The organism is Sphingobium sp. BYY-5 (assembly GCF_022758885.1).
In the GTDB taxonomy this organism is placed as follows: Bacteria; Pseudomonadota; Alphaproteobacteria; order Sphingomonadales; family Sphingomonadaceae; genus Sphingobium.
Genome location: NZ_JALEBH010000001.1, coordinates 3138105 through 3161205 on the forward strand (window position 1 = coordinate 3138105; position 23101 = coordinate 3161205).

Consider the following 23101-nt stretch of genomic DNA (forward strand, 5'->3'; position numbering starts at 1 on the left):
CGCCAAGCCGCCGTCAGGCGACGGGAGTGTCCTGGAATTGCAGGCTCGCCAGGCGGGCATAGAGGCCGCCGGCCGCGACCAGCGCGCCATGATCGCCCTGTTCCACGATCCGTCCCTCATCCAGTACGACGATGCGATCCGCCGCGCGAACCGTCGCTAGCCGGTGGGCAATGACGATTGTCGTGCGACCCTGCATCAGGTGCCCCAGTGCATCCTGCACCAGTCGTTCCGATTCTGCATCGAGTGCGGAGGTTGCTTCATCCAGCAACAGGATCGGCGCATCGCGCAGCAGGGCGCGGGCGATCGAAAGCCGCTGGCGCTGTCCGCCCGACAGACGTGCGCCGCCTTCGCCCAGAAATGTATCCAGCCCCTGCGGCAGGGTGCGCAGAAAGGCTTCGGCGTTGGCGGCCCTGGCCGCGTCCCATATGTCGGCGTCGCTTGCGTCCCAGCGGCCATAGCGCAGATTGTCGCGCGCTGAGGCTGCGAAGATGACGCTGTCCTGCGGCACCATCGCCACCATGGCGCGCACCATGGCGGGATCGGTATCCGTCAGATGTACGCCGTTCAGCCGGATCACGCCGCTGTCGGGATCGTAGAAACGCAGGGCAAGCTGGATCAATGTCGACTTGCCTGCGCCCGACGGACCGACCACCGCGACCGTCTCCCCAGGAGCGATGTCGAGTGTGATGCCGTTGAGCGCTGCCTGATCCGGGCGGGTGGGATAATGGAAATGAACCGCGTCGAAGCTCAGCCTCGCGCCTTGCGGAGCGGAGGGAAGGGCGGTCGACCGGGTGGGCGGAAGGATGTCCGGTTCCGCGCGCATCAACTCGTCCAGCCGGCTTGCCGCCCCCGCGCCGCGCAGCAGGTCGCCCCAGCTTTCCGACAGCGAGCCGAAGGCGCCGGCGACCAACCCCCCGGTCAGAACGAAGGCAGCGATGCTGCCGCCCGACAGACGGCCTGCGGCCACGTCGATCGCGCCCAGCCACATCACCCCGGTGATCGACCCGAACACCAGGGCGAAGGCCAGGGCGGTCATGGCGGTCCGCAACAGGATGCGCCGCCGCGCCGTGGCGAAGCCCTTCTCCACCGTTGCATCGAAACGCGCCGCCTCACGCGCTTCCTGCCCGAAGGCCTGGACGATTTTCATTGCGCCCAGCACCTCGGTGGTGAGGCTGCCGATATCGGCGAGCCGGTCCTGGCTGGCGCGGGACAATAAGCGCACCCGCCGGGCGAGGCCGAGGAGGATGAGGAGGATGACGGGAATACCCAGCAGCAGCAGGCCCGCCAGCTTGGGCGCCAGCGTGAAGAGATAGACAAGGCCGCCAATGGCAGTGACCAGGTTGCGCAGCGCGACCGATACGGTCGAACCTACCACCTGCTCGACGATCGCGGTGTCGGCGGTCATGCGCGACGCGATTTCGGAGGGGCGATTCTCTTCAAAGAAGCGTGGCGCCTGGCGCAGCAGATTGGCCTGGGTGGCGCTGCGGATATCGGCGACGACACGCTCGCCCAGCCATGAGACGAAGTAGAAGCGCAGCGCGCTCGCCAGGGCGAGCACCACGACGATCATCAGCAGATATTCGAACCAGCGGCTGATGTCGCCGCCGCCCATGAAGCCCTTGTCGATGACCAGGCGGAAGCCGTTGGGAATGGCCAGCGTCGCGGCGGAGGAGACGATCAGCGCCGTCAGCGCCCCTGCGATCCGCGCAGGATAGCAGCGGGTGAAGCGCCAAAGCATCGCCAGGCTGCCGAGGGCGGGGCGCCTGGACACAGGCGGCGAAGTGGGTGCGACATCCTCCATGCGCGGCGCTTAGAGCATTTTGCCGGGCTGGGGAATTACCTGATGCGCCAATGTGCCATGTAGCGCGCTGGCGGGTTTCACCGCGCCGATCGCAGATGGATCAACGGATAGGGACGATCCTGGCCGTCGCGTTCGGATCGTCCGATGCGGATGAAGCCGAGACGATCGTAGAAGCCGACCGCCTGGCCATTTTGTTCATTCACATCGGTCGACAGGACCGGATGCAGCGACAGGGCATGATCCACCAGCGCACGCCCGACGCCCCGCCCTCTCCAGGCCGGATCGATGAACAATGCCTCCATATGGGAGCCGTCGAGCAGCATGAAGCCAACCGCATGATCCTGCGCATCCACGGCGAGCCAGAGCGGAGCGGCGGGCAGAAATGCGACCACTTCCCGTTCGATCGCAGCACGATCTTCGGGAAGGAGGAAGTCGTGCGTCACATCGACCGCATCGCGCCAGATCTCCAGGACGCGCGGTCCGTCGCTCGCATGGGATAGCCTGATGTCCATGCGCTATCCCGTAGCAGGCGCGGGACGGTTCGCAAGGGTCAGGCGTCCGGCGCGATCGTGTCCGCCAGTTCCTTGATGCGGCGCGGGGTGGCCTGTCCCGTCAGCGCATAGGCCATGTCCCCCGCTTCCCAATAGGCGCTCACATCGCCTGCCCGTTCGGCCAGCAGCGGCTTGCCTTCCGCGGGCGTTTCGGCGCGATCGGCGAAGAAGGAGAGATGTTCGCCGTGCGCGGTTTCCAGGCTCATGGCGATGGCCGAGCTGTCCGGCGTGGGGAAGAGCTGGACATCGGTGACGCGCCAGTCGGCCGGCAGGGTGGGCAGAATGATGCCGGTGGACCGCTCTATCTCCTGCGGGTTGAGGGTCGCGCTCTTGACCTGGGATGCCATGGCCTGTCGCAGCAGCCCGGCCCGGCGCGATGCCGCCGCCTCGTCCAGGAAGCTGCTCGCCTGCGCGGGTTGCGTCAGTTCACCCAATTCGTCCCGCGCAATCCAGCCGGTCGCGATCAGGGCGGCGATGCCGGCTGCGCGGCTCAGATGGCGCCAGGTGCGGCCGGCCTCATTGTCGTTGGCGACCGGCAGCGTCACGTCGCGGCGGCGGCCGATCAATGTGCCCTTGGTCCCATCCTTCACCAGGCGAAAATCGATATGCGGCCAGCGCTGCCGCCAGCGGCGTGCCACCAGCCGCTCGCCGGGCCGGGCCGCATCGTCCAGCAACACCACGCCATTGGGGGAGAGGCGCGCGAACAGGCTGTCGGCGGCGCCGCGCACCAGCGGATGCACGCTCCATGGCGGGCCGTCGATGATGATGAGGTCGATCTGATCGGGCAGGCTGTCGATCGCATACCAGCGGCCGGGCCAGTCGGCGCTCTCCTGAGTCAGTGGTGCGTGGCGGATATCGACGTCGAGGTGATTGTCCGCCAGCCACTGGCGCGTGGAGTCGACGAAGCCGCCATGCTGGTCGAAGCTGTGCAGCCGTCCGCCGCCATGGAGTTGCAGCGCCCGCGCCGCGACGAGCGAGGAGGCGCCGGCGCCCAGTTCCACGACATGGGCGGGGCGGAGCCGGGTGATTTCGCGCACGATATGGCGCAGGAAACCGACATCCGCTTTCCAGCTTCCCAGATGCGGAAGGGCGTCATGGGCAAGGCCGAGTTCGTCCAGCAGCGCGCGCTTGTCCGCCTTGCGTCCGCCCGACAGGCTGGCGAGCAGCCAGGGCCAGCCGATTGCGCCGAAGCCGATGCGCCAGGCCATGTCGGACAGGCGGCGGGGAAGATCGTCCTCGCCGGTCTGCGCTTCGCTCAGGGAAAGAAAGCCGGTCAGTTCGCGGGATGTCACGGAAAACAGGTTCCTTCTGAAAACTGGGCCTATGCCGACTATTTTGTTCAGGCTTGTGACGGAGGAAATCTCGTCAATTGCTGACGCAGGGAAGGCCGACAACCCGTATAATTTCCGCGACCGTTACACGCGGGCGGCGGTGAGCGGAAGGGATCGCTCGATTGCCGGTGAAAGGATCGGGATGGGCGGCGCGTCCTGCACGAGCGCCTGCGCCATCCCGATCCGCCGTGGAGCAGGGGTGCCCCCTGCGATCCCGGTGCGTCAAAGTGACGTGTGATAGATATGGTACTGAAAATTCGTAATTTTCTTGAAGAAGGCTATTCTTAATAGCCCAGGGTCAGGCCGAACGCATAATATTTGGGACCGACATTGGCCTTGGCGCGCAGCTTGGGGATGAGCGGCATGGCGATCGTCGCATAGGGGCGGGTATTGTCGCCGCTGAAACGCACGCCCGCGCCGATCGTGGCGGACATGGGCAGGGTATAGGCGGCCTCGACCCGGCCATAGAGTTTGGTATCGCCATCGCGCAGATAGACGCCGCCGCCGGGCGTCAGGCTGAAACCGGCGATGCCCATCGCATAGCCCGCGCCGATCTCCGTCCCCCAATGGCCGTCGGCGCGGCCATAGTTGATTTCCGCGCCCAATCCTTCGGCGTGGGCGGTGGCGGGGAGGGCGGCGGTCAGCGCCGCGGCGGCGAGAGCAAGGCGGAAGGTCTTCATGACATTGCGGCTATGCCTCTGCCCGCCGCTGGGCAACAGCCGGCGGGATGAGGCGAGTCGCTGGCGCGGCGACATGAGCGTTGGATGCTGCCCCGGTCGAATGCGGTGTCCTGCTGTCGCGGGAACACGGATATTATGGCTCTACCCCCTGTCCCCCGCCAGCCGCGACGCTTCTTCGCCGGCATAGGGCATGATCAGCCGTCCGTCCGGCGCGGCGGTGAAGGTCGTCTGGGACGGATAGGCGAACTCGATCCCCTCGGCATTGAACCGCTTCCAGATGGCGAGGCCCATGCGATGGCGCGACAGGAAATAGTCGTGATGGTCCGGGTCGGGCACGTCGAAGCTCAGCTCATAATCGAGCGAACTGGCGCCAAAGCGCACCATCCCCGCATTGACGAACAGGAAGCCTTCCGCCTCGACAATCTCCTTCAATATCGTGGGGATCGCCTCCGCCTTCTCTTCGGGCGTGTGATAGACGATGCCGATGGCGAAGGTGACGCGCCGCTGGATCAGCGTCTGGAGGCTGGTGATTTCCTTCTGGAGCAGGTTCGCGTTGGAGATGACTTTCTTCTCGCCGCTCATGGCGCGTAGGCGGGTGCTCTTGAGGCCGATCTTTTCCACGCGCGCGGTGGTCTGGTCATAGGTGATGATCTCGCCCCGGCGGAAAGGCTGGTCGAAGATGATCGAGAGGGCGGCGAACAGGTCGGAGAAGATGCCCTGCGCGGCCAGGCCGATGGCGATGCCGCCGATGCCGAGGCCCGCGACCAAGCCGGTCACGTTCACGCCCAGATTGTCGAGCACCACGATCGTCGCGATCGCGAACAGCGCGAAGGTGACGAGCACGCGGATCAGGCCCATGGCGTTGGCCAGCGTTTCGCCCTGGCTGTCATTGGCCAGTGTCTTGCGCTCGATCAGGCCCAGGATGATTTCGCGCGCCCAGGTGGCGGCCTGGAACACTGTGGCGATGGTGAAGAGGAAGGTGATGGTCTTCGCCAGTGAGGCCGGCGCGTCGGCATAGCCCGACACCAGCCGCGCCGCGACCATGACCATGAAGAACTGCGTCGTGCGCGCCGCCGCGCGGCCCAGCACATTGGCGTAGCCAAGCGGATCGCCGCGATTGCCCTTATACCGTTTGCCCAGCTCGCGCAGCGCGGCGAGCAGCAGGTAGATGATGACGGCCGCACCGATGGCGATCAGGATCTGCACATAATGCAACTGGAACCAGGCGATGGTGGAATGCCACATTTCGTACAGGTTCGGAGGCGTGACGGCGATGTCGGGAAGGGCGGGGTCTTTCTTGTCGGCCATGCCTGCTCCTGTCTGGTTGAAAAGGCGGGGGGTCAGGCCGCCGCTGCAAGCGGGGCGCAATATCTGTGAGAATCGAAAGATAGCGCGTCCGGCGCAGCAAGCGAAGCCCTGCGCGCCGTGCATCCCCCCTGCCCGCGACGGAGCGCGATCAGGACAGCGGCGCGCGCAACTTCCCGCTTATGCCGGCAGCGCCCGGCGAGTGGCGAGCGAGGCGGCCAGGCTCTGCCGCGCTGCGTCCTTGCGCCTGCGGGTCAGATAAGTGTCCAGTCCGATCTGCAGGGCCAGCATCATGAAGATGAAGGGCTGATAGGCGATGCCCACGAACAGCGACCCGATCATGTAGATGATATGTCCTTGCTGCAGCGCCACGGCGAAGGGCGCGATCCAGGCTTCATCGGGGCCGTCACGCTTGCGGTAGAAGCGGCGGATCGATTCGGTGCGGATGAAACAGATGAGGTGGAGCAGCGCCCAGATCGCGAAGCCGAAATAGCCCTGCTCGCCCAGCAGCTCGAAATAGGCGCTGTGATAGGCGCGGCCCTTGTCGGTGACGAGTCGGCGCTCGATCCGGGTGCCGCCGCCATCGGTCACGGTGCTCTGGGCGAAATAGGTGAAGCTGTTCTGGAGATAATTGTCGAAGCCGCCGCCGCCCGGATGCTGCTTCACATAGTCGAGCGTCCACATCCACACGGCGACGCGGGTGGAGGCGCTTTCGTCACCCTGGTGGTTCTCGATCGTCTGCATCCGCTGGGTGAAGCTGGCGGGCAGGAAGGGGATGGCGGCGAGCGCGGCCAGCAGCATCAGCGGGCCATAGACGAATTTCCGCTTCGATCGCATCAGCATCATCCCCGCCAGGATGACGAGGCAGACCAGGCCCGTGCGCGCTTCGGTGCCGACCGGCATCAACATGCAGGCAAGGCAGAGGGCGTAGCAGAAGGCCTTTACCTTCCAATCGGGGGGGAAGATGGTGCCATGGTTCGCGACCCAGAGAATCAGCGGGATCAGCGCGACGGCGACGCAGCTGATGATGCTGCCTTCATAAAGGCCGCTATTATTGTCGACCATCAGGTTGAGCACGCCATAGCCGCCGCCCGACAATGCCGTCTTCATCCCGCCATTGATGATGATCGCGCTGGCGCACAGGATCATGAAGACGGTGAGCGCCTCGATTCGCAGGCGGGTGCGCAGCACTAGCGGCAGGAAGACGCCGGCGATGATCGCCTTCCACACCCAATTCCATTTGTTGAGCGCCTCGACCGGGAAGTCAGCGGTCATTGTGGTGTAACCGCACCAGACGAGCAACAGGAGCATCAGCCCCTGCCGCGCGGAAAATCGGCAATCCTTCTTGTCGTCGATCACCAGCCAGGCGCCAACCATCGCAGCGAAGGCGATGAAGGAAATGGGGATGGAATTGAGCAGGAAATAGGAGAGCCGCTGCGGCGAAACGATGTCGATATAGGCATAGACCGCGACCAGCAGGAACGGTCGGCGCAGGCCCATGAGGAAGAAGAGGCCCAGGAAGGCGATGAAGAACAGGTCACGCATCGGAATGCGGTTCCTGTGGCTCTGGATCGCGATCCAGGTCGGCGCGTGGCAACAGACGCCAGGCGGCGAGCAGGATCGCGCCATGGCTGACTAACAAGGACAGAGCGTCGATCATCGCGGGGAGAAGGGTCCGGTGCGCACGGCCCCGTCCTAGCGCGACAGAGTTGACGGGCCGTTAAACCTTTTGAGTCACACAAAGCGCGCTATGACACGCATTCTCCACGTGCTGGACCACAGCCTGCCGATGCACAGCGGCTATACTTTCCGTACCAGGGCGATTCTGCGCGCGCAGATCGCCAAGGGGTGGGAGGTACGCGGGATTACGGGCCGCCGCCACAGCGTAGCAGGGCCGCAGACGGAAGCGGTGGACGGCCTGACCTTCCACCGCACGCCGGGCGATCCGGCGAAAGGCAATGCGATGCTGCGCGAATGGCGCGATATTTCGGCCCATGCCGACTCGATCGACGCGGTGGTGCGGCAATGGCGGCCGGACGTGATCCATGCCCATTCCCCGGCGCTCAACGCCATCGCCGCGCAGCGCGTGGCGAAGCGCCATGGAATCCCCCTGATCTACGAGATTCGCGCCTTTTGGGAGGATGCGGCGGTCGGCAACGGCACGGGGACGGAGGGCAGCCCGCGCTATTGGCTGACGCGGCAGCTCGAAAGTCATGCGGTGCGCAGCGCTGACGCGGTGGCGGTGATCTGCGAAGGGCTGCGCGGCGACCTGATCGCGCGCGGCATCGATGCGGCCAAGATCATCGTGTCGCCCAATGGCGTCGATATGGAGCAATTTGGCGCGCCGGTCCCGCGCGATCCCGCGCTGACCGCGAAGCTGGGGCTGGATGGGGCCGACGTGGTCGGCTTCATCGGCAGCTTCTATGCCTATGAAGGGCTGGATGATCTGATCGCCGCCATGCCGCGACTTGTGCGGGCGCGGCCCAAAGCGAAGCTGGTGCTGGTCGGCGGCGGACCGATGGAGCAGGCATTGCGCGATCAGGCGAAGGCCTCGCCCTTTGCCGACCATATCCTCTTCGTGGGGCGCGTGCCGCACGATCAGGTCGAACATTATTATGCGCAGGTCGATGTGCTGGCCTATCCGCGCAAGGCGATGCGGCTGACCGATCTGGTGACGCCCTTGAAGCCGCTGGAGGCGATGGCGCAGGGCCGGCTGGTCGCGGCGTCGAGCGTCGGCGGTCATCGCGAACTGATCGAGGACGGCGTTACCGGCTCCCTGTTTGCGCCGGATGATCCGGCCGCCATTGCCGATGCGCTGGCCGGGCTGTTCGCGGACCGGAGCCTCTGGGAGCAGCGCCGCGCCGTGGCGCGCACCTTCGTCGAGCGCGAACGTAGCTGGTCATCGAATATTTTGCGTTACGAACCTGTTTACCAACGCCTGCTATCCCGTTCTGCTCGGACGCGTGCGGCGGCGTGAACAAGGACGGGGCTTAGGGGTGAAGGCGGCGAAATCGGGACACGGAGTGAAGATGGCGGCGCTGTCCGGCATTGCCGCTGCGACCGCCCTGCTGATGACGCCGGTCGGCCTACTGGAGATGGTCGTGGCGTCGAGCGGTCTCAGCGAGGCGCTGCCCGCCGCTGCGCCGCCGCTGGGACTGACGGCCCGGCTGTCACTGGCTGGCTTTGCCGCGCTGCTGGCGGTGGGACTGGCGGGCGTCATGCGCCGCGATTCGCGGCACGGGGACGATGGGATTGAAGAAGAAAGGCGTGCATGGCGCGCCCAGGGAGCAAGAAAGATGAGTTTCGCCTTCTCCAAGCTGACTGCCCTCGCACGGGGCCGCGCCATGTCCATGGCCGAACCCGAAATGCCGGTGCTGCGCCGCGCTGATGCGCATCCCGATGCGCCGCCGCGCCTGCCGATCTTTGCCAGTCGGGATTTCGGCGGGGCGGAGATTTTCGCACGCCCCGAATCGGGCCGTCGTTCCCTGGTCATCCACACCGGGCCTGAGCCCGAACCAATACTGCCGCCGTCAGGTTTCGCCAGGGCGCGCGCGGCAGCGCCGTCGCTGGAAGAAAGGGAGGCATTGCCGCAGCCGGTCTTCCGCCCGACTGAGCCTTTCGCCGAGCCGATCGAGGTCAAGGAAGTGCCGGAACCGATCATGAAGGTGGAGTCCAGGCCGCTGGCACCGTTACCGTTGCCGGCCCACGGCCTGTCCATCCCGCAATTGACCGAGCGGCTGGAGCGGGGCCTGGCCTCGCGCCGCCGCATTCAGCCGACCTATCCAGCGCAGGTGCTGGCCGACATGCCCGTCGCCGCCCGCGTGCCGGTGCGCGATACGGTCGCGCCGGACGCGGACGAGGCGCTGCGTGCCGCGCTGGGTGCGTTGCGCAGCATCGCGTCCATCCGTCCGCGCTGACGCCTCCTCACCAATCGCGAATCGTCAGCGCCGACAGATCGATCCAGCTTCTGTCGGCCTCTTCTCCCAGGGCGTCGACACAGATGTCGGCGACGAAATGATCGGGTAGCGTCCATTCGGCATCTTCCAGCCCATCGATGAAGCGAATCTGGCGCGCCGCCGCATCGCTGCCTTCCAATTTTAGGCGGATGACATGGCGACGGCCCTCGAACAGGGCGCTGGCCCAGGGACGGCTGGTTGCGCGTTCGATCATAGTCGGGCTGCCCGCCCGTGCGACCAGTTGCGCGAGCAGGCGGGGCAGGGGGTCGGCTGAGCGATTTCCTATTGCATGAGAACGGACGAGATTGGCCCGCGCGAAAAGAGGATCGATGCTTGTCATTGGCTCAGGCTCCTGCGATAAGTGTTCATGAAATGTTCTATTCTTCTCTGCACCCGTTCGCCCGGCTCGCGGCCGTTGCGCAGGTCGAAGACCAGCCGCGGATCACGCGCGCATTCGCGGCCGAATCTGGTGGGTGGCATGGCGTGCCGACGCAGGAATTTCTCGATCGTCATCAGCAGAAGCATGGGCTCTCATCTCCCCGTTGGATGCGACTCGTCGGATACGAGTCGATAGGTATATTCCTATCTCAATCTCAATTTCCTACTTGTCTAGGAAAAATCTTATCGATAATGGATCGGATATGGATGACTCGCAGGACGCCCGGATCGCGCTGGATCGGCTGATTGCCGAACGGGGTGAGAATTATGCCGATCTCTCGCGGCTGATCGGCCGCAACGCGGCCTATATTCAGCAATTCATCAAGCGCGGCACCCCGCGCAAACTGGATGAAGAGGATCGGCGGGTGCTGGCGCGGTATTTCGGCGTGTCCGAAACGATGCTGGGCGGGGCGTCGGTGGGCGCTGTTCCGCCAACACGCTTGCGAGGGCTGCTGGCCATCGTCGCCGTGCCGCGTCTTGCGCTGGGCGCATCTGCGGGCGGCGGCACGCTGGACGAGGATGAACGGGCGGCGGGCGTGATGGCGTTTGACGCGCGCTGGCTGCGGCATCTGGGCGTGCGACCGCAGCGCGTGTCGATGATCCGGGTCGACGGCGAATCGATGGCGCCTACGCTGAGCGACGGCGACGACATCATGGTCGATCATGACGATGATGCGGATCGGTTGCGCGACGGCGTCTATGTGCTGCGGCTCGACGGCGTGCTGATGGTCAAGCGCATTGCCATGGGGCCGCTGCGCGGGCGGTTCAGCGTCGTCAGCGATAATCCCCATTATCCCGACTGGGCCGACATCAATCCCGCGCTGGTGGATATTGTCGGTCGCGTCGTCTGGACCGGCCGCCGCTTGAACTGAGCGCCCTTCGTCCCCATTGCCGTCAAGTGGATGTTTCACGGCTGCGCCGATGCACGGGGAAGGGCATGATCCATGCCAAGGGAGTTTCGCATTGAATGACAATGGCGCGGTGATCCGCAAGGCGATCGAATGGCGCGGTGCGCCGATGGCGCTTGCGACGGTCATTTCCACCTGGGGGTCGGCGCCACGCCCGCGCGGCAGCCATATGATCGTCCATCAGGACGGCCGGTTGGAGGGCAGTATTTCGGGCGGCTGCGTCGAGACGGACGTGCTACAGCGCGCGGCGGAGGTGATCGCCGGACGGGCTGCCCATGTCCAGCGTTACGGCGTGGCCGATGGCGATGCCTGGGATGTGGGGCTACCCTGCGGCGGTGAAATTGCCGTGCTGATCCAGCCGGTAAGCGAGGACGGCTTTGCACCGCACCTGTTCGATCGCATTCTGGCCGAAAGCGGGCGGGGACGGGCGCTGACGCTCGCCACCGATCTGGCGACCGGCGTGACCCGTGAGGAGGGGGAGGAAGACGCCTTCCTCAACCGCTATGATCCGCCGCGCCAGTTGCTGATCGTGGGCGCGGTTCAGATCGCCCAGTCGCTGGTGCCTCTGGCGCAGGCGATCGGGGTGACGCCGGTGGTGATCGACCCGCGCGGCCGTTTCCTGACGGAAGAGCGTTTCCCCGGCGTCGAACTGGACGATCGCTGGCCCGACGAAGCGATCGCGGCCCGCTTCCCCGGTGAAGCGACGGCGGTCGTCACCTTGAGCCACGACATCAAGATCGACGACCCGGCGCTGGCGGCGGGGCTGCGTGCGCCGACCGGTTATGTAGCGGCACTGGGGTCACTGCGCAGCCATGCGGCGCGGCTGGACCGGTTGGGCGCGATGGGGTTCGGTGCGGGGGATCTGGCGCGGATCAACGGCCCGGCGGGGCTGGATATTGGCGCGGTCGGACCAGCGGAAATCGCCCTGTCGATCACGGCGGGCATGGTAGCGAGCTTCAACGCGAAGGGCTGAAAGCGGAATGCCCCCTGCCGCAAGGGATGGACAGGGGGCATATCCCCAGGCTGTCGGGCACCAAGGACGGGCGGCCCGTATCAGAGATAGGCGAAACAGCAATACTGAAAATGGATAAAAGCTAAATTTATCGGTCGTAAAACTGTAATATGTTGTAATTTTGTTACAAAACTAGCAACAACGGCCACCATTCTTGCCGCCATAGCGGGCTTCCTGTCGATCCCGGAAAAACTGGACGCGGTTCATCACCGACTGATTGGGGTGATGATCGGCCATGTGGCGCAGATAGGCGTCATAATCTGGCATGCCAACCATCAAGCGCGCGGTGCGGCGGAGCGTATCAAGAAGGCCGCTCATTCGGCCGGTACCAATTGCGCCGGGATTTCACGCGCCGTGGGGGCGGCCACCCGGCGCGCAGCGAGACAGGTCTTCACGGTGAAGAACAGGATCGCCAGCACGACGGCCAGGAACAGCGCGACCAGTGCCGCGTCGATCCGGTCGTTGAAGATAATTCGCTGCATCTCCGCCATCGACTTGGCCGGGCTGAGTATCTCGTCCGCGTCGGCCGCCGCGCTGAATTTCGCGGCATGGGCGAGGAACCCGACCTTGGGATCGGCCGAGAAGAGCTTGAGCCAGCCGGCCGACAGGGTGCAGATCAACAGCCAGGCGGTGGGAACCAGCGTCACCCATGCGAACCGGTCGCGCTTCATGCGGAAGAGAACGGCCGTGCCCAACATCAGGGCGATTGCCGCGAGCATCTGGTTGGAGATGCCGAAGACCGGCCAGAGCGTATTCACCCCGCCCAGCGGATCGGTGACGCCCTGATAGAGGAAAAAGCCCCATGCCGCGACGGTCAGGCCTGTAGCGATGATGCCGGGGACATGGCTCTTCGTTTCCTTGAAGGCGGGGACAGCCAGCGCGATCAGATCCTGCAGCATGAAGCGGCCAGCGCGAGTCCCCGCATCGACGGCGGTCAGGATGAACAACGCCTCGAACAATATCGCGAAATGATACCAGAAGGCCTTCATCGCCGGGCCGCCGATGACATGGCTGAAGATTTCGGCCATCGCCACAGCTAGCGTCGGCGCGCCGCCCGCGCGGCTGATGATGCTATGTTCGCCCACATCCTTCGCCGTCTGGACTATCAGGTCGGGCGCGATGGGGAAGCCCATGGCGGTGACGGCGGCCGATGCGCTGGCCGCATCGGTGCCGATCAACGCGGCGGGGCTGTTCATCGTGAAATAGATGCCGGGGTCCAGGATCGAGGCGCCGACCAGCGCCATGATCGCGACAAACGCCTCCATCAGCATCGCGCCATAGCCGATCATCGGGGTATGGGCTTCGCTGGCGATCAACTTGGGCGTGGTGCCGCTGGCGATGAGCGCGTGGAAGCCTGACACCGCCCCGCAGGCGATGGTGATGAAGAGGAAGGGGAAGAGGCCGCCCGACCAGACCGGCCCGCCCCCGGCGGCGAACTGGGTGATGGCGTGCATCTTGAGCGGCGGGGCCATGATGACGATGCCGATGGCCAGCGCCGCGATCGCGCCGATCTTGAGGAAGGTCGACAGATAGTCGCGTGGCGCCAGCAGCAGCCAGACCGGCAGCACCGACGCAACCGCGCCATAGCCGATCAATATCCAGCAGAGCTGGACCGGGGTGAAGGTGAAGGCCGGCCCCCAGACCGGCGACCCAGCGATCGCCTGGCCATAGATGATTGCCGCGAGCAGACCGACCAGGCCGAGCAGTGACACTTCACCGATCCGCCCCGGCCGTATCCATCGAGTGTAGACGCCCATGAACATGGCGAGCGGCACGGTGGCGGCGACGGTGAACATGCCCCACGGACTTTCCGCCAGCGCCTTGACCACGATCAGCGCCAGCACGGCGAGGATGATGACCATGATCATGAAGGCGCCGAACAGGGCGATGGTGCCCGCAACCTGGCCCATCTCCATACGGATGAGTTCGCCTAGCGATTTGCCGTCGCGGCGCATGGAAATGAACAGGATCATGAAGTCTTGCACCGCGCCGGCCAGCACCACGCCGAAGATGATCCACAGCGTGCCGGGCAGATAGCCCATCTGCGCCGCCAGCACTGGTCCGACCAGCGGCCCCGCGCCCGCGATCGCCGCGAAATGGTGGCCGAACAGGACGGTGCGGTCGGTCGCGACATAGTCCAGGCCGTCGGCGCGACGAATGGCCGGGGTGGGGCGCAACGGGTCGAGCCGCATCACATGGCGGGCGATGTAGAGGGCGTAATAGCGATAGGCGACCAAGAAGCTGCTGACCGCCGCCACCACGATCCAGAGGGCATTGACCGCCTCGCCGCGCGACACGGCCACGATCGTCAGGGCGACTGCACCGATGATGGCGATCAATATCCATGGAATATGCCGGGTCATCGCTCTCTCTGGTCCTGGGGTGGGAACGCCACAGTAAGGCCATGGCTCTCAAAGACAATCGCCAGAACATCGTGCATCACAATGGATATCATTTTGCGTTCGTAGAAATGATTGATGTCCCGGAACGGGCTGCCGGACGCTGGATTATAGGAAGACAAACGGCCCTTTTCTCAAGATAAAAATCATTACGGGATCGAATAGGTTGGTTGGGCGTTGTGGCCAACTGAGGTCGATGGAATCCAGTCTCCATGCCTCACATTCATACTGAGAATCCTGTTCGATGATGAAACCATCGGACGAAGCGGAGGATAAGTCGATGGCAGAAGATTGGTCCCTTGATGTTAAAAAATATGTCCCGGCTGCTGATCCAGCGATCATTACCGGAATCATTCGATATTGTGGCATTGCCTTGCAAAGCCGTGATGCCTCGTTGGTATCATTTAGCGATAAAACCGAAACAGGGCGTGTCCGCGAAAATTTCCTGAAAAAGAAACTCGCTCTGACCGCATCCGATGAAGAGCTGGACAGCGCAATTGCCGCTGTTGGCGAACGGATGAAAGGGGATCGGACGAAGAATCGCGTCACGGTCTATTATCTGCTTGCCGAACATTTCGGGAAATTGGGGCTGTTCGACAAATCCTCATCGTCGTCGTCGGCCATTCCGCCTGTCACGAAGGGACCGGCCGTGGACGAGCCGACCGCTCCAAAGACGAGCGACATCTCGGATATCGCTGCCGCCGCCAAGTCCGGTGTGGCCGATGTCACCGCTCTGGGCGCGGCGGGTGTAGCCGCCGGAGCAGCCGGTCTTGCCGCTGGCGCGAGTGCGATCAAGGGCACGTTCAGCGGAAGCCCCTCGGCCGCAGGCATTGCGAGTGGAGGAGGCGCGCAGGCTTTCGCTGGCCGCGTGCTTGACGATGTGCCTGTCGCCAAATCAGGCTGGGGGCGCTGGTTGCCTTGGCTTCTGCTGGCGGCCGCCCTCCTTCTTCTGCTCTGGTATCTGGGCCTGTTCAGGTGGGGCGCAGGAACGCATGAGTCCGCTCCCTCCACCACCACGCCCGTGGCCGGCTCTTCGGTTACGCCTGGAAATGAGACGGCTGTGGCGCCTGCGACCGTCACGCCGACTGCACCGACAGAGGGAGCAGTCGCTCCCGCTACGGCCGCAGCGGCCATTCCGACCGGAGCCGGTGTGACGAGCGAGGTTCGCGACGGCAAGCCGGCGGTGAACGTCTATTTCGCCACCGGCAAGACTGACGTGGCACCCGCCTTCACGCCGGCGGCCGCGTCGCTCAAATCCTATCTGGACAAGAATGCTGGCAGCAAATTGACGGTATCCGGCTTCAACGACAAGACGGGCAACGCCGCACTCAACGCGGAATTGTCCAAGAACCGGGCAAAGGCCGTCGAAGCCGCGCTGGTTGCATCCGGCATCCCGGCAGGTGCGATCGAACTGGTCAAGCCGTCCGACGCCACGGACGTCAGCACCTCAAATGCCGGCGCACGGCGGGTGGAAGTCGTCGTCAAGTAAAGCGTGAATGGAGCATGTTTCGATCCAACCCGATCGGAACATGCTCCCGCACCGGTCGAGCCCCTATCGTTTGCGCACGAACTCCGCGCGCAGAACCAAGCCCTTAATACCATCATATCGGCAGTCGATTTCCTGCGCATCGCCGGTCAGGCGGATCGATTTGATGAGCGTGCCGCGCTTCAGCGTCTGGCCTGCGCCCTTGACCGTCAAATCCTTTATCAGCGTCACCTGGTCGCCATCGGCCAGCAGGTTGCCGACCGAATCCCGTACTTCAACCCGACCGGTCAGGTCAGGTTTCGCGGCGGCTTCAGCGGGGCTGATCCATTCGCCACTGGTTTCGTCATAGACATAATCGTCGTTGCTCATCGCCTGCCATCCGGCCTCAATAAATCCCGCCCTGGCCTTCCAGGAAGTCCGCGTCCGTCCTCTGACGACCGCGGGAGACTGCGGCGGCGGCGCGCTGGTCGGCGACCTTGGCCTGGGCCTCGGCCTCCTCCTTGCGGATGGAGCGGCGGGGTTCGGATTCGGGCTTGAACGCTTCCCAGATGACGGCAGGTTTGGGGTCGGTGGTCGGCCAGGCGCCATAGACGCGCTTGCCTGATCGGCGGTCGATGGCGACCATGCGCACGCCCGCCGGGGCGATGAACGGCGTCTTGGGCATGGTTTCCAGGATCGGCGCCATCGCCGCTTTCCAGATCGGTGCGGCGATGCGGCCACCCTGCGCCCAGCCGCCCAGGCTGCGCGGCTGGTCATAACCGATATAGATGCCGGCGACGAGGTCGGGCGATCCGCCCACGAACCAGACGTTCGTCGGGCCGTTGGTGGTGCCGGTCTTACCGAACAGTGGACGGTTAAGGTCGGCCAGCACCGTCGCGGTGCCGCGCTGGATCACGCCTTCGGTGATGTGGACGACCTGGTAGGCGGTCATCGGGTTCATGACCTGTTTGCCCTCCATGCCGAAGCGGGGCATCGGCTTGCCGTCCCAGTTCGCCATGTTGCATCCGTCGCAGGGGCGCCAGCGCTGCGGCCAGATCACCTTGCCATGCCGGTCCTGCACATAGTCCATGACCTTGGATGGGAACTGCCGACCCTGGTTCGCCAGCGCCGCATAGGCGTTCACCATCCGCTCCACCGTCGTTTCGCCAGCGCCCAGCGCGAAGGAGAGATAGGGCTGATAGTCGCCGATTCCCATCGCCTTGATGGTGCGCACGACGCGGTCCATGCCGGTCTGGCTGGCGGCGCGCACGGTCATCAGGTTGCGCGATTGCTCGACGCCCCAGCGCATCGTCTGCGGCCCGGCGCTGCCGCCGGAGAAGTTGCGGAAGCATTTCTGACCCAGGCCCGTGCCCTGATAGACGCACAAGGGGCCATCGACGATGATCGACGCCGGGGTCATGCCATTGTCGAGCGCCGCGGCATAGACGAACGGCTTGATGGTCGATCCCGGCTGGCGCAGCGCCTGGGTGGCGCGATTATAGGAGGAAAGGCGCGAATCGAAGCCGCCCTGCATCGCGCGGATACGGCCCGAATGCACTTCCTCCGCGACCATGCCGCCGGACACTTCGGGGATGTTGCGCAGCGCCCAGCTTGATCCGTTGCGCGCGACGACGATCAGGTCGCCGGGCTGCATCGCGGAGAAGGCCGAGCCACCGGTCTTGCGATAGGGGAGTTGCGCCGCGCTGGCCGGCAATGTGCCGGTCGTGCCGTCGGCAAAGCCGATCTGCGCGTCCGACGCGGATCGGCTGATGATGACGGCGATGCGCCACTCCGCATAATCGACATCGATATAGCTGGCGGCCAGTTCGCGTTCCCAGCCATTGGCGACATTCACCTGGCCGACCGGGCCGGACCATCCGCGCCCCGCGTCGAAGCGCAGCAGGCCGTTGCGCAGCGCGGTCGCGACACTGTCCTGCATCACCGGATCATAGGGGCTGCGCACCCACAGGCCGCCGGCATAGACGCTGTTGGGGCCGTCCTCCGCCTTTTCGCCGAATAGCTGGATCAGGCGGCGGCGCACCTCTTCCATATAATAGCCGCCCGCGCGCGCATCGAAGCCGGAACTGTGCGCGGCGACGGTGCCGAGGGGCTGGGCGGCCGCCTCGTCGCGCTGCGCGGCCGTGATCCAGCCGTTCTTGAGCATTTCGCCCAGCGCCCAGTTGCGACGGTCCAGCGCGCGTGCATGGCCGGTCTGGTTTTCGGGGCGATAGTTGGCCGGCCCCTTGGGCAGGATGGCGAGATAGGCCATTTCAGGAAGGGTGAGGTCGGCCACGTCCTTGTCGAAATAGGCGCGGGCGGCGGCCTGCACACCATAGGCGTTGCGACCCAGGAAAATCTGGTTGAGGTAGAGTTCCAGGATCTGCTGCTTCGACAGCACATTTTCCATGCGCCAGGCGAGGATCATCTCCTTCACCTTGCGGGTCGGCGAATATTCGTCGCCGATCAGTAGATTCTTGGCCACCTGCTGGGTGATGGTGGAGCCGCCGCGCGCGCGCTGGCCCGACCCCAGCTTGCTCGCATAGTCGAACACCGCGCCGGCAAAGCCCGGCAGGTCGACGCCATGATGTTCGAAGAAGGTCTTGTCCTCCGCCGCCAGATAGGCGCGGATCAGCAGCGGCGGATAATCGCTATATTGCAACTGGACGCGCCGTTCGCGGGCATAGCTGTGGACCGGCTGGCCGTTGATGTCGCGCACCATGGTCGGCAACGGCGGTTCATATTCCAGCAGTGTCGCCGCATCGGGCAGGCCGCGCGCGAAGATCAGCCAGAAGAGAAGATAGGCGATGCAGACGCCGCCGATCAGGATCGCACCCCAGCGGAACAGGCGGCGGCCCCAGAGCGGGCGGAGCCGGCCCAATATGCCACCGGCGTCGCGGCGCAGGCGATAGGCGAAGGACGTCGGGGCGGTTTCGGAACGGGCCTCTTCCATGGGAAAGAGGCTCTAGGGTCAAAATGCGCCCAAGGCCAGTGTGTATGACACCGCCTGCCGCATCTCCTGCCCGTGGCTGCTCAATCCATCCTCCCTACATCCATTCGGCGTGGGGCATTCGCGAATTTCAGTTCCTCGCCGCAGTGCCGTGCGTCGCGAGTTGGCGGGCGAAATGCACCTCGATCGCGCGGGCGACGCCACGGGCGATCCGATCCTGCCCCTCGCGCGAGGAGAGGAAGGCGGCGTCATCGCCATTGCTGATATAGCCGGTCTCGAACAGCACTGACGGGATGTCCGGCGCTTTGAGCACGATCAACGACGCGAAGCGGTGATAGCTGCTGCGAAAAGGCATGAGCGGCGATGCCTCGCGTTGCAGCAGTCTGGCGAAACTGGCGGAGGCATTGAGCGATTCGCGCTGCGTCAGGTCGATCAGGATCGAGGAAACGTCGCCCGACTGGCCGCCCAGGTTCACGCCGTTGATGATGTCCGCCCTGTTCTCCCGCGCGGCCAGCCTCGCCGCCTCGCGGTCCGACGCTGTTTCCGACAAGGTGTAGACGGTTGCGCCATGCGCCTCGGCATTGTCGGCGGCGTCTGCGTGAATGGAGATGAATAGGTCTGCCCCCAGCTTGCGTGCGATGCCGTAGCGTTCCTCCAATATCAGGAACCGGTCGTCGTTGCGGGTCAGGGCCACGCGCACGCGACCCGATTTCACGAGCTGGTCGCGGATCGCCTGCGCGATGGCCAGCGTCACATCCTTCTCGCGCCTGCCATTTTCCTTGTTGATCGCGCCTGGATCATGGCCGCCATGTCCGGCGTCGATCACCACCAGCGGCCGCGCGCCATCATTGACACCTTCCACCCGTGGCAGGGCGACCCCGCGCGATGCGGCCGGGATCGGCACGGTGATCGAATGCAGGCGTTTGCGCGGCCGCGCCGCCATGTCGGCAGGCGCGTCGAAGCGGACGACGCCCCTGTCGCTCAGGGCATCGACGTTGGGAATTCCGCCCGTGCTGCCGGGAACGGAAAAAAGGATGCTGCTTGCCAGGGCAAGGCTCTGAAACATGCGCCGCTTGTGCAACGCATGGTGATCGGCCGTCCAGCCAAATTTCATCCTGATCCGTTCAGCATCCTCACGCTGACTATCGGATCAAGCATAGGCGCCTTCTGTCTCCCTAATATGCAAGGCGTTATTATCGCCCTTGGGATGATCGGCGTCGAAGGACGCCGGAACAGGCAGCTATGTCATAATATTTCAACCAGCCGTTGCTCCGGGGGTTTTTGGCTGCTACCCATTCACATTCCTGTAAGTGTCGCCATAAGTGGGCGGTCCTGCGGGACGATAATGACGCGCCGGCCGTTTTTCGCCGGCGGTACAGAACAGGTTGACGCTGCATGAGGCATGAATTTCCTTCCACGCTTGCCCCGGTAACGGGTGTGGCGGCGTGGATGGTTCGGCCCGGCGCCTTGTCCGGCCCTGCCGACGCAGCAGACACGCAGTTTTTCCTTCAAACCCGGACGATGCCGACATCCGCGCCCTTACCGGAGCGCGCCCGGCCGTCCCTTCACTATCGCGTGACGGCGCGGCTCCATGCCGCAGCCCGCCCACGCCGGAGACTTATAAATGACAATGCGTATGCTGATCGATGCGCGCCACCGGGAAGAGACCCGGGTCGCGGTCGTCAAGGGTAACCGGATCGAGGAGTTCGATTTCGAATCGGCCGAGCACAAGCAGCTCAAGGGTAATATCTATCTCGCCAAGGTGACGCGCGTGGAGCCGTCGCTCCAGGCGGCCTTTGTCGATTATGGCGGCAACCGCCACGGCTTCCTCGCTTTCAGCGAAATCCACCCCGATTATTATCAGATCCCGCGCGAAGACCGCGAGGCGCTGTTGCGCGAAGAACGCGCGCACGCCGAGGAAGAGGCCGCGCTGCGCGCCGACTATGATGATGACGAAGATGAGGGCATTCACGGCGAAGACGGCGTGGAAGTCGTCGAGGCCACCCATCATCATGACGATGAAGACGGCGGCGAAGCCGAAGTCAGCGTCGAGGGTGACGCGCCCAGGAACGGCCGTCGCAAGAGCGGCGGCAAGGGTGACGACGCCGCCGATGAACTGCGCCGCAAGCGCATGGCGCTGCGCCGCCGTTACAAGATCCAGGACGTCATCAAGCGCCGCCAGGTGCTGCTGGTCCAGGTCGTCAAGGAAGAGCGCGGCAACAAGGGTGCGGCGCTGACCACCTATTTGTCGCTCGCCGGCCGTTATTGCGTGCTGATGCCCAACACGTCGCATGGCGGCGGCATTTCGCGCAAGATCAGCAATGCGGCGGATCGCAAGCGGTTGAAGACGATCATCGCGGAAATGGCGTTGCCCTCCTCGATGGGCTGTATCGTCCGCACCGCCGGTCTCCAGCGCACCAAGCCGGAGATCAAGCGCGACTTCGACTATCTCGCCCGCCTGTGGGATGAGATTCGCGAGCAGACGCTCAAGTCCGACGCGCCCGCGCTGATCCACAATGACAGCGACCTCATCAAGCGCGCGATCCGCGATATCTACAACAAGGATATCGAGGAAGTGATCGTCGAGGGCGAGGAAGGCTATCGCGCGGCGAAGGACTTCATGAAGCTGCTGATGCCCAGCCATGCGCGCCGGGTGAAGCAATATGCCGACGCCGTGTCGCTGTTCCAGCGCGCCAGCGTCGAGGACCAGCTTGCGGCCATGTACAACCCGGTCGTGCAGCTCAAGTCCGGCGGCTATCTGGTCATCAACCCGACCGAAGCGCTGGTGTCGATCGACATCAACTCCGGCCGCTCGACCCGCGAACATGGCATCGAGCAGACCGCCGTCGCCACCAATCTGGAAGCCGCGCGCGAAATCGCCCGCCAGCTCCGCCTGCGCGACATGGCGGGCCTGGTCGTCATCGACTTCATCGACATGGAGATGAACTCCAACATCCGTAAGGTCGAGAAGGCGATGAAGGAGGCGCTGAAGGACGATCGCGCCCGCATTCAGGTCGGCCGCATTTCGGGCTTCGGCCTGATGGAAATGAGCCGCCAGCGGCTGCGAACCGGCGTGCTCGAAGCCTCGACCCGCCAGTGCCCGCATTGTGAGGGCACTGGCCTGGTCCGCACCGCATCGTCGGCGGGCCTAGGCGCGCTGCGCATGTTGGAAGAGGAAGCGGCGCGTGGTCGCGGCAGCATCATCACGCTGCGCGCGAGCCAGGAAGCGGCCTTCTATGTCCTCAACAACAAGCGTCGCGAACTGGACGAGATCGAGCAGCGTTATGGCGTGACGATCGTCATCCTGCCCGATGGCGAGATTGAGGGCGCGCGCATGTCGGTGGAGGCCAGCGGTCCCCGGCCGGAACGTGTCGTGACCTATGCCCCGCTCGCGGAGGAAGAGGATGACATCGATCTTTCGGAGGAGGAAGAAGAGGAAGAGGTCGAAGAAGCCGACGCCGCATCCGAGCGTGAAGAACGTAGTGATCGTGGCGAGGATCGCGAAGGCGGTCGTCGTCGTCGTCGCCGCCGCCGTCGCCGTGGCGGCCAGCGCGAGGAAAATCGCGAAGGATCGACCGAGGAATCGGGTGAAGAAGGCGACGATGCCGAATCCGATGCGGCTGAAGAGGATGAGGTTGTCGCGGCCGAAGCGGTTGCCGAAGATGCGGAGGCCGATGAAAATGGCGCCCGTCGTCGCGGGCGTCGTGGCCGCCGGGGCGGTCGCCGTCGTCGCGAAGGCGGTGATGATGTCGTGAGCGGGCAGGGCGAACCTGCCGAATCGGCAGAGGGTGAAGCCGTGGCGGAAGAAGTGCCGGCTGCCGAAGCTGTGGTCGAGGAAGCTGCCGAGCCGGCTCCCAAGGCCCGTCGCCGTCCGCGCGCGCGCAAGAAGGCGGATGCCGAACCCGAAGCCGCCGCACCGGTGGAAGCGGTTGAGGTGCCTGCCGAACCCGTTGCCATAGTGGAAGAGGTTGCTCCCGAAGCTCCGGCCAAGCCGAAGCGGACGCGCAAGAAGAAGCCTGTCCTGAGCGACGCCGAAGGGGTCGAGCCGGCCGTCGAAGCCGAAGCGGCGCCCGCCGTCGAGGTCGAGGAAGCTGCGCCGGTCAAGCCGAAGCGGACGCGCAAGAAGAAGCCTGCGCTGAGCGACGCCGAAGGGGGCGAGCCTGCGGTCGAGATCGTGGCTGAAACCGCGAGCGCGCCTGTGGCCGAGACGCTGGTTGCCGAACCGGCCGAGGAAGGCGCCGAGGGCGACGAAGGTGGTCCGCGTCGCGGCTGGTGGCAGCGCACCTTCGGTCAGTAGGCCCCGGACGT

Annotated in this window: 20 protein-coding genes; 6 read left to right on the forward strand and 14 right to left on the reverse strand. The window is 64.8% G+C overall.

Annotated features, from left to right (window positions below; translation table 11 throughout):
* Positions 1-13: 13 nt before the first annotated feature.
* From MOK15_RS15090 to MOK15_RS21910, 7 genes are all read right to left on the reverse strand, one after another.
* A complete protein-coding gene (locus tag MOK15_RS15090) occupies positions 14-1801 on the reverse strand; it encodes an ABC transporter transmembrane domain-containing protein (protein ID WP_242932358.1) in 1788 nt (595 codons plus the stop codon).
* A gap of 77 nt (positions 1802-1878) precedes the next feature.
* On the reverse strand, positions 1879-2313 hold the full coding sequence (locus tag MOK15_RS15095; protein ID WP_242932359.1) for an acetyltransferase: 435 nt from the start codon (positions 2311-2313) through the stop codon (positions 1879-1881).
* 38 nt (positions 2314-2351) lie between these two features.
* On the reverse strand, positions 2352-3644 hold the full coding sequence (locus tag MOK15_RS15100; RefSeq protein ID WP_242932360.1) for a class I SAM-dependent methyltransferase: 1293 nt from the start codon (positions 3642-3644) through the stop codon (positions 2352-2354).
* A 323-nt stretch (positions 3645-3967) separates the two neighbouring features.
* The gene (locus MOK15_RS15105; protein WP_242932361.1) at positions 3968-4363 is read right to left on the reverse strand and encodes a hypothetical protein; all 396 of its coding nucleotides are present in this window, start codon (positions 4361-4363) and stop codon (positions 3968-3970) included.
* 141 nt (positions 4364-4504) lie between these two features.
* The gene (locus tag MOK15_RS15110) at positions 4505-5671 is read right to left on the reverse strand and encodes a mechanosensitive ion channel domain-containing protein (protein ID WP_242932362.1); all 1167 of its coding nucleotides are present in this window, start codon (positions 5669-5671) and stop codon (positions 4505-4507) included.
* Positions 5672-5848: 177 nt separating this feature from the next.
* Positions 5849-7213 carry a putative O-glycosylation ligase, exosortase A system-associated gene (locus tag MOK15_RS15115; protein WP_242932363.1) on the reverse strand — a complete coding sequence of 455 codons (1365 nt, stop codon included), beginning with the start codon at positions 7211-7213 and terminating at the stop codon, positions 5849-5851.
* A complete protein-coding gene (locus MOK15_RS21910) occupies positions 7206-7328 on the reverse strand; it encodes a hypothetical protein (RefSeq protein ID WP_278254158.1) in 123 nt (40 codons plus the stop codon). The genes MOK15_RS15115 and MOK15_RS21910 overlap by 8 nt, the downstream gene beginning before the upstream one ends.
* A 90-nt stretch (positions 7329-7418) precedes the next feature.
* Here MOK15_RS21910 and MOK15_RS15120 point away from each other — a divergent pair, with 90 nt between their 5' ends.
* Together MOK15_RS15120 and MOK15_RS15125 are read left to right on the forward strand one after the other, a co-directional pair.
* Entirely contained in the window at positions 7419-8645 is a 1227-nt protein-coding gene (locus MOK15_RS15120) for a TIGR04063 family PEP-CTERM/XrtA system glycosyltransferase (RefSeq protein WP_242932364.1), read from the forward strand.
* Positions 8646-8697: 52 nt separating this feature from the next.
* Positions 8698-9585 (forward strand): hypothetical protein, encoded by an 888-nt coding sequence (locus MOK15_RS15125; RefSeq protein WP_242932365.1) that lies wholly within the window; start codon positions 8698-8700, stop codon positions 9583-9585.
* Between the two features lie 7 nt (positions 9586-9592).
* Here the strand turns inward: MOK15_RS15125 and MOK15_RS15130 are convergent, their stop codons facing one another.
* Entirely contained in the window at positions 9593-9964 is a 372-nt protein-coding gene (locus MOK15_RS15130; protein WP_242932366.1) for a hypothetical protein, read from the reverse strand.
* Positions 9961-10149, reverse strand: coding sequence for a hypothetical protein (locus MOK15_RS15135; protein ID WP_242932367.1), 189 nt, complete (start codon positions 10147-10149; stop codon positions 9961-9963). The genes MOK15_RS15130 and MOK15_RS15135 overlap by 4 nt, the downstream gene beginning before the upstream one ends.
* Before the next feature lie 116 nt (positions 10150-10265).
* Between MOK15_RS15135 and MOK15_RS15140 the strand changes: the two genes are divergently transcribed.
* Both MOK15_RS15140 and MOK15_RS15145 read left to right on the forward strand, forming a co-directional pair.
* Entirely contained in the window at positions 10266-10934 is a 669-nt protein-coding gene (locus tag MOK15_RS15140; RefSeq protein ID WP_242932368.1) for a S24 family peptidase, read from the forward strand.
* A gap of 91 nt (positions 10935-11025) precedes the next feature.
* Complete coding sequence (locus MOK15_RS15145; protein WP_242932369.1) at positions 11026-11943, forward strand: XdhC family protein; 918 nt, start codon at positions 11026-11028, stop codon at positions 11941-11943.
* Between the two features lie 171 nt (positions 11944-12114).
* Here MOK15_RS15145 and MOK15_RS15150 read toward each other — a convergent pair whose 3' ends face one another.
* A complete protein-coding gene (locus MOK15_RS15150; RefSeq protein WP_242932370.1) occupies positions 12115-12300 on the reverse strand; it encodes a CstA-like transporter-associated (seleno)protein in 186 nt (61 codons plus the stop codon).
* A complete protein-coding gene (locus MOK15_RS15155; RefSeq protein WP_242932371.1) occupies positions 12297-14345 on the reverse strand; it encodes a carbon starvation CstA family protein in 2049 nt (682 codons plus the stop codon). Before MOK15_RS15155 ends, MOK15_RS15150 begins: the two co-directional genes overlap by 4 nt.
* A gap of 316 nt (positions 14346-14661) precedes the next feature.
* On the opposite strand from MOK15_RS15155, the gene MOK15_RS15160 reads away from it, so the two are divergent.
* On the forward strand, positions 14662-15870 hold the full coding sequence (locus tag MOK15_RS15160) for a DUF2853 family protein (RefSeq protein WP_242932372.1): 1209 nt from the start codon (positions 14662-14664) through the stop codon (positions 15868-15870).
* A gap of 63 nt (positions 15871-15933) precedes the next feature.
* Here the strand turns inward: MOK15_RS15160 and MOK15_RS15165 are convergent, their stop codons facing one another.
* The 3 genes from MOK15_RS15165 to MOK15_RS15175 form a co-directional block, all read right to left on the reverse strand.
* Positions 15934-16236: an alkylphosphonate utilization protein gene (locus tag MOK15_RS15165; protein WP_242932373.1), complete on the reverse strand. Its 303-nt coding sequence runs from the start codon at positions 16234-16236 to the stop codon at positions 15934-15936.
* Positions 16237-16252: 16 nt separating this feature from the next.
* Positions 16253-18796: a transglycosylase domain-containing protein gene (locus MOK15_RS15170; RefSeq protein WP_242932374.1), complete on the reverse strand. Its 2544-nt coding sequence runs from the start codon at positions 18794-18796 to the stop codon at positions 16253-16255.
* A 127-nt stretch (positions 18797-18923) separates the two neighbouring features.
* Positions 18924-19907: an N-acetylmuramoyl-L-alanine amidase gene (locus MOK15_RS15175; RefSeq protein WP_242932375.1), complete on the reverse strand. Its 984-nt coding sequence runs from the start codon at positions 19905-19907 to the stop codon at positions 18924-18926.
* Positions 19908-20417: 510 nt separating this feature from the next.
* Here MOK15_RS15175 and MOK15_RS15180 point away from each other — a divergent pair.
* Positions 20418-23090 (forward strand): ribonuclease E/G, encoded by a 2673-nt coding sequence (locus MOK15_RS15180; protein ID WP_242932376.1) that lies wholly within the window; start codon positions 20418-20420, stop codon positions 23088-23090.
* Positions 23091-23101: the final 11 nt, after the last annotated feature.

Bases quoted from the DNA above. Each gene is read 5' to 3' on its own strand.
- MOK15_RS15165 (WP_242932373.1), bottom strand. From the start codon at position 16,236: ATGAGCAACGACGATTATGTCTATGACGAAACCAGTGGCGAATGGATC.
- MOK15_RS15110 (WP_242932362.1), bottom strand. From the start codon at position 5,671: ATGGCCGACAAGAAAGACCCCGCCCTTCCCGACATCGCCGTCACGCCT.
- MOK15_RS15170 (WP_242932374.1), bottom strand. From the start codon at position 18,796: ATGGAAGAGGCCCGTTCCGAAACCGCCCCGACGTCCTTCGCCTATCGC.
- MOK15_RS15125 (WP_242932365.1), top strand. From the start codon at position 8,698: ATGGCGGCGCTGTCCGGCATTGCCGCTGCGACCGCCCTGCTGATGACG.
- MOK15_RS15105 (WP_242932361.1), bottom strand. From the start codon at position 4,363: ATGAAGACCTTCCGCCTTGCTCTCGCCGCCGCGGCGCTGACCGCCGCC.
- MOK15_RS15140 (WP_242932368.1), top strand. From the start codon at position 10,266: ATGGATGACTCGCAGGACGCCCGGATCGCGCTGGATCGGCTGATTGCC.
- MOK15_RS15155 (WP_242932371.1), bottom strand. From the start codon at position 14,345: ATGACCCGGCATATTCCATGGATATTGATCGCCATCATCGGTGCAGTC.
- MOK15_RS15115 (WP_242932363.1), bottom strand. From the start codon at position 7,213: ATGCGTGACCTGTTCTTCATCGCCTTCCTGGGCCTCTTCTTCCTCATG.
- MOK15_RS15160 (WP_242932372.1), top strand. From the start codon at position 14,662: ATGGCAGAAGATTGGTCCCTTGATGTTAAAAAATATGTCCCGGCTGCT.
- MOK15_RS15150 (WP_242932370.1), bottom strand. From the start codon at position 12,300: ATGAGCGGCCTTCTTGATACGCTCCGCCGCACCGCGCGCTTGATGGTT.
- MOK15_RS15090 (WP_242932358.1), bottom strand. From the start codon at position 1,801: ATGGAGGATGTCGCACCCACTTCGCCGCCTGTGTCCAGGCGCCCCGCC.
- MOK15_RS15175 (WP_242932375.1), bottom strand. From the start codon at position 19,907: ATGAAATTTGGCTGGACGGCCGATCACCATGCGTTGCACAAGCGGCGC.
- MOK15_RS15130 (WP_242932366.1), bottom strand. From the start codon at position 9,964: ATGACAAGCATCGATCCTCTTTTCGCGCGGGCCAATCTCGTCCGTTCT.
- MOK15_RS15120 (WP_242932364.1), top strand. From the start codon at position 7,419: ATGACACGCATTCTCCACGTGCTGGACCACAGCCTGCCGATGCACAGC.
- MOK15_RS21910 (WP_278254158.1), bottom strand. From the start codon at position 7,328: ATGATCGACGCTCTGTCCTTGTTAGTCAGCCATGGCGCGATCCTGCTC.
- MOK15_RS15180 (WP_242932376.1), top strand. From the start codon at position 20,418: ATGACAATGCGTATGCTGATCGATGCGCGCCACCGGGAAGAGACCCGG.
- MOK15_RS15095 (WP_242932359.1), bottom strand. From the start codon at position 2,313: ATGGACATCAGGCTATCCCATGCGAGCGACGGACCGCGCGTCCTGGAG.
- MOK15_RS15135 (WP_242932367.1), bottom strand. From the start codon at position 10,149: ATGCTTCTGCTGATGACGATCGAGAAATTCCTGCGTCGGCACGCCATG.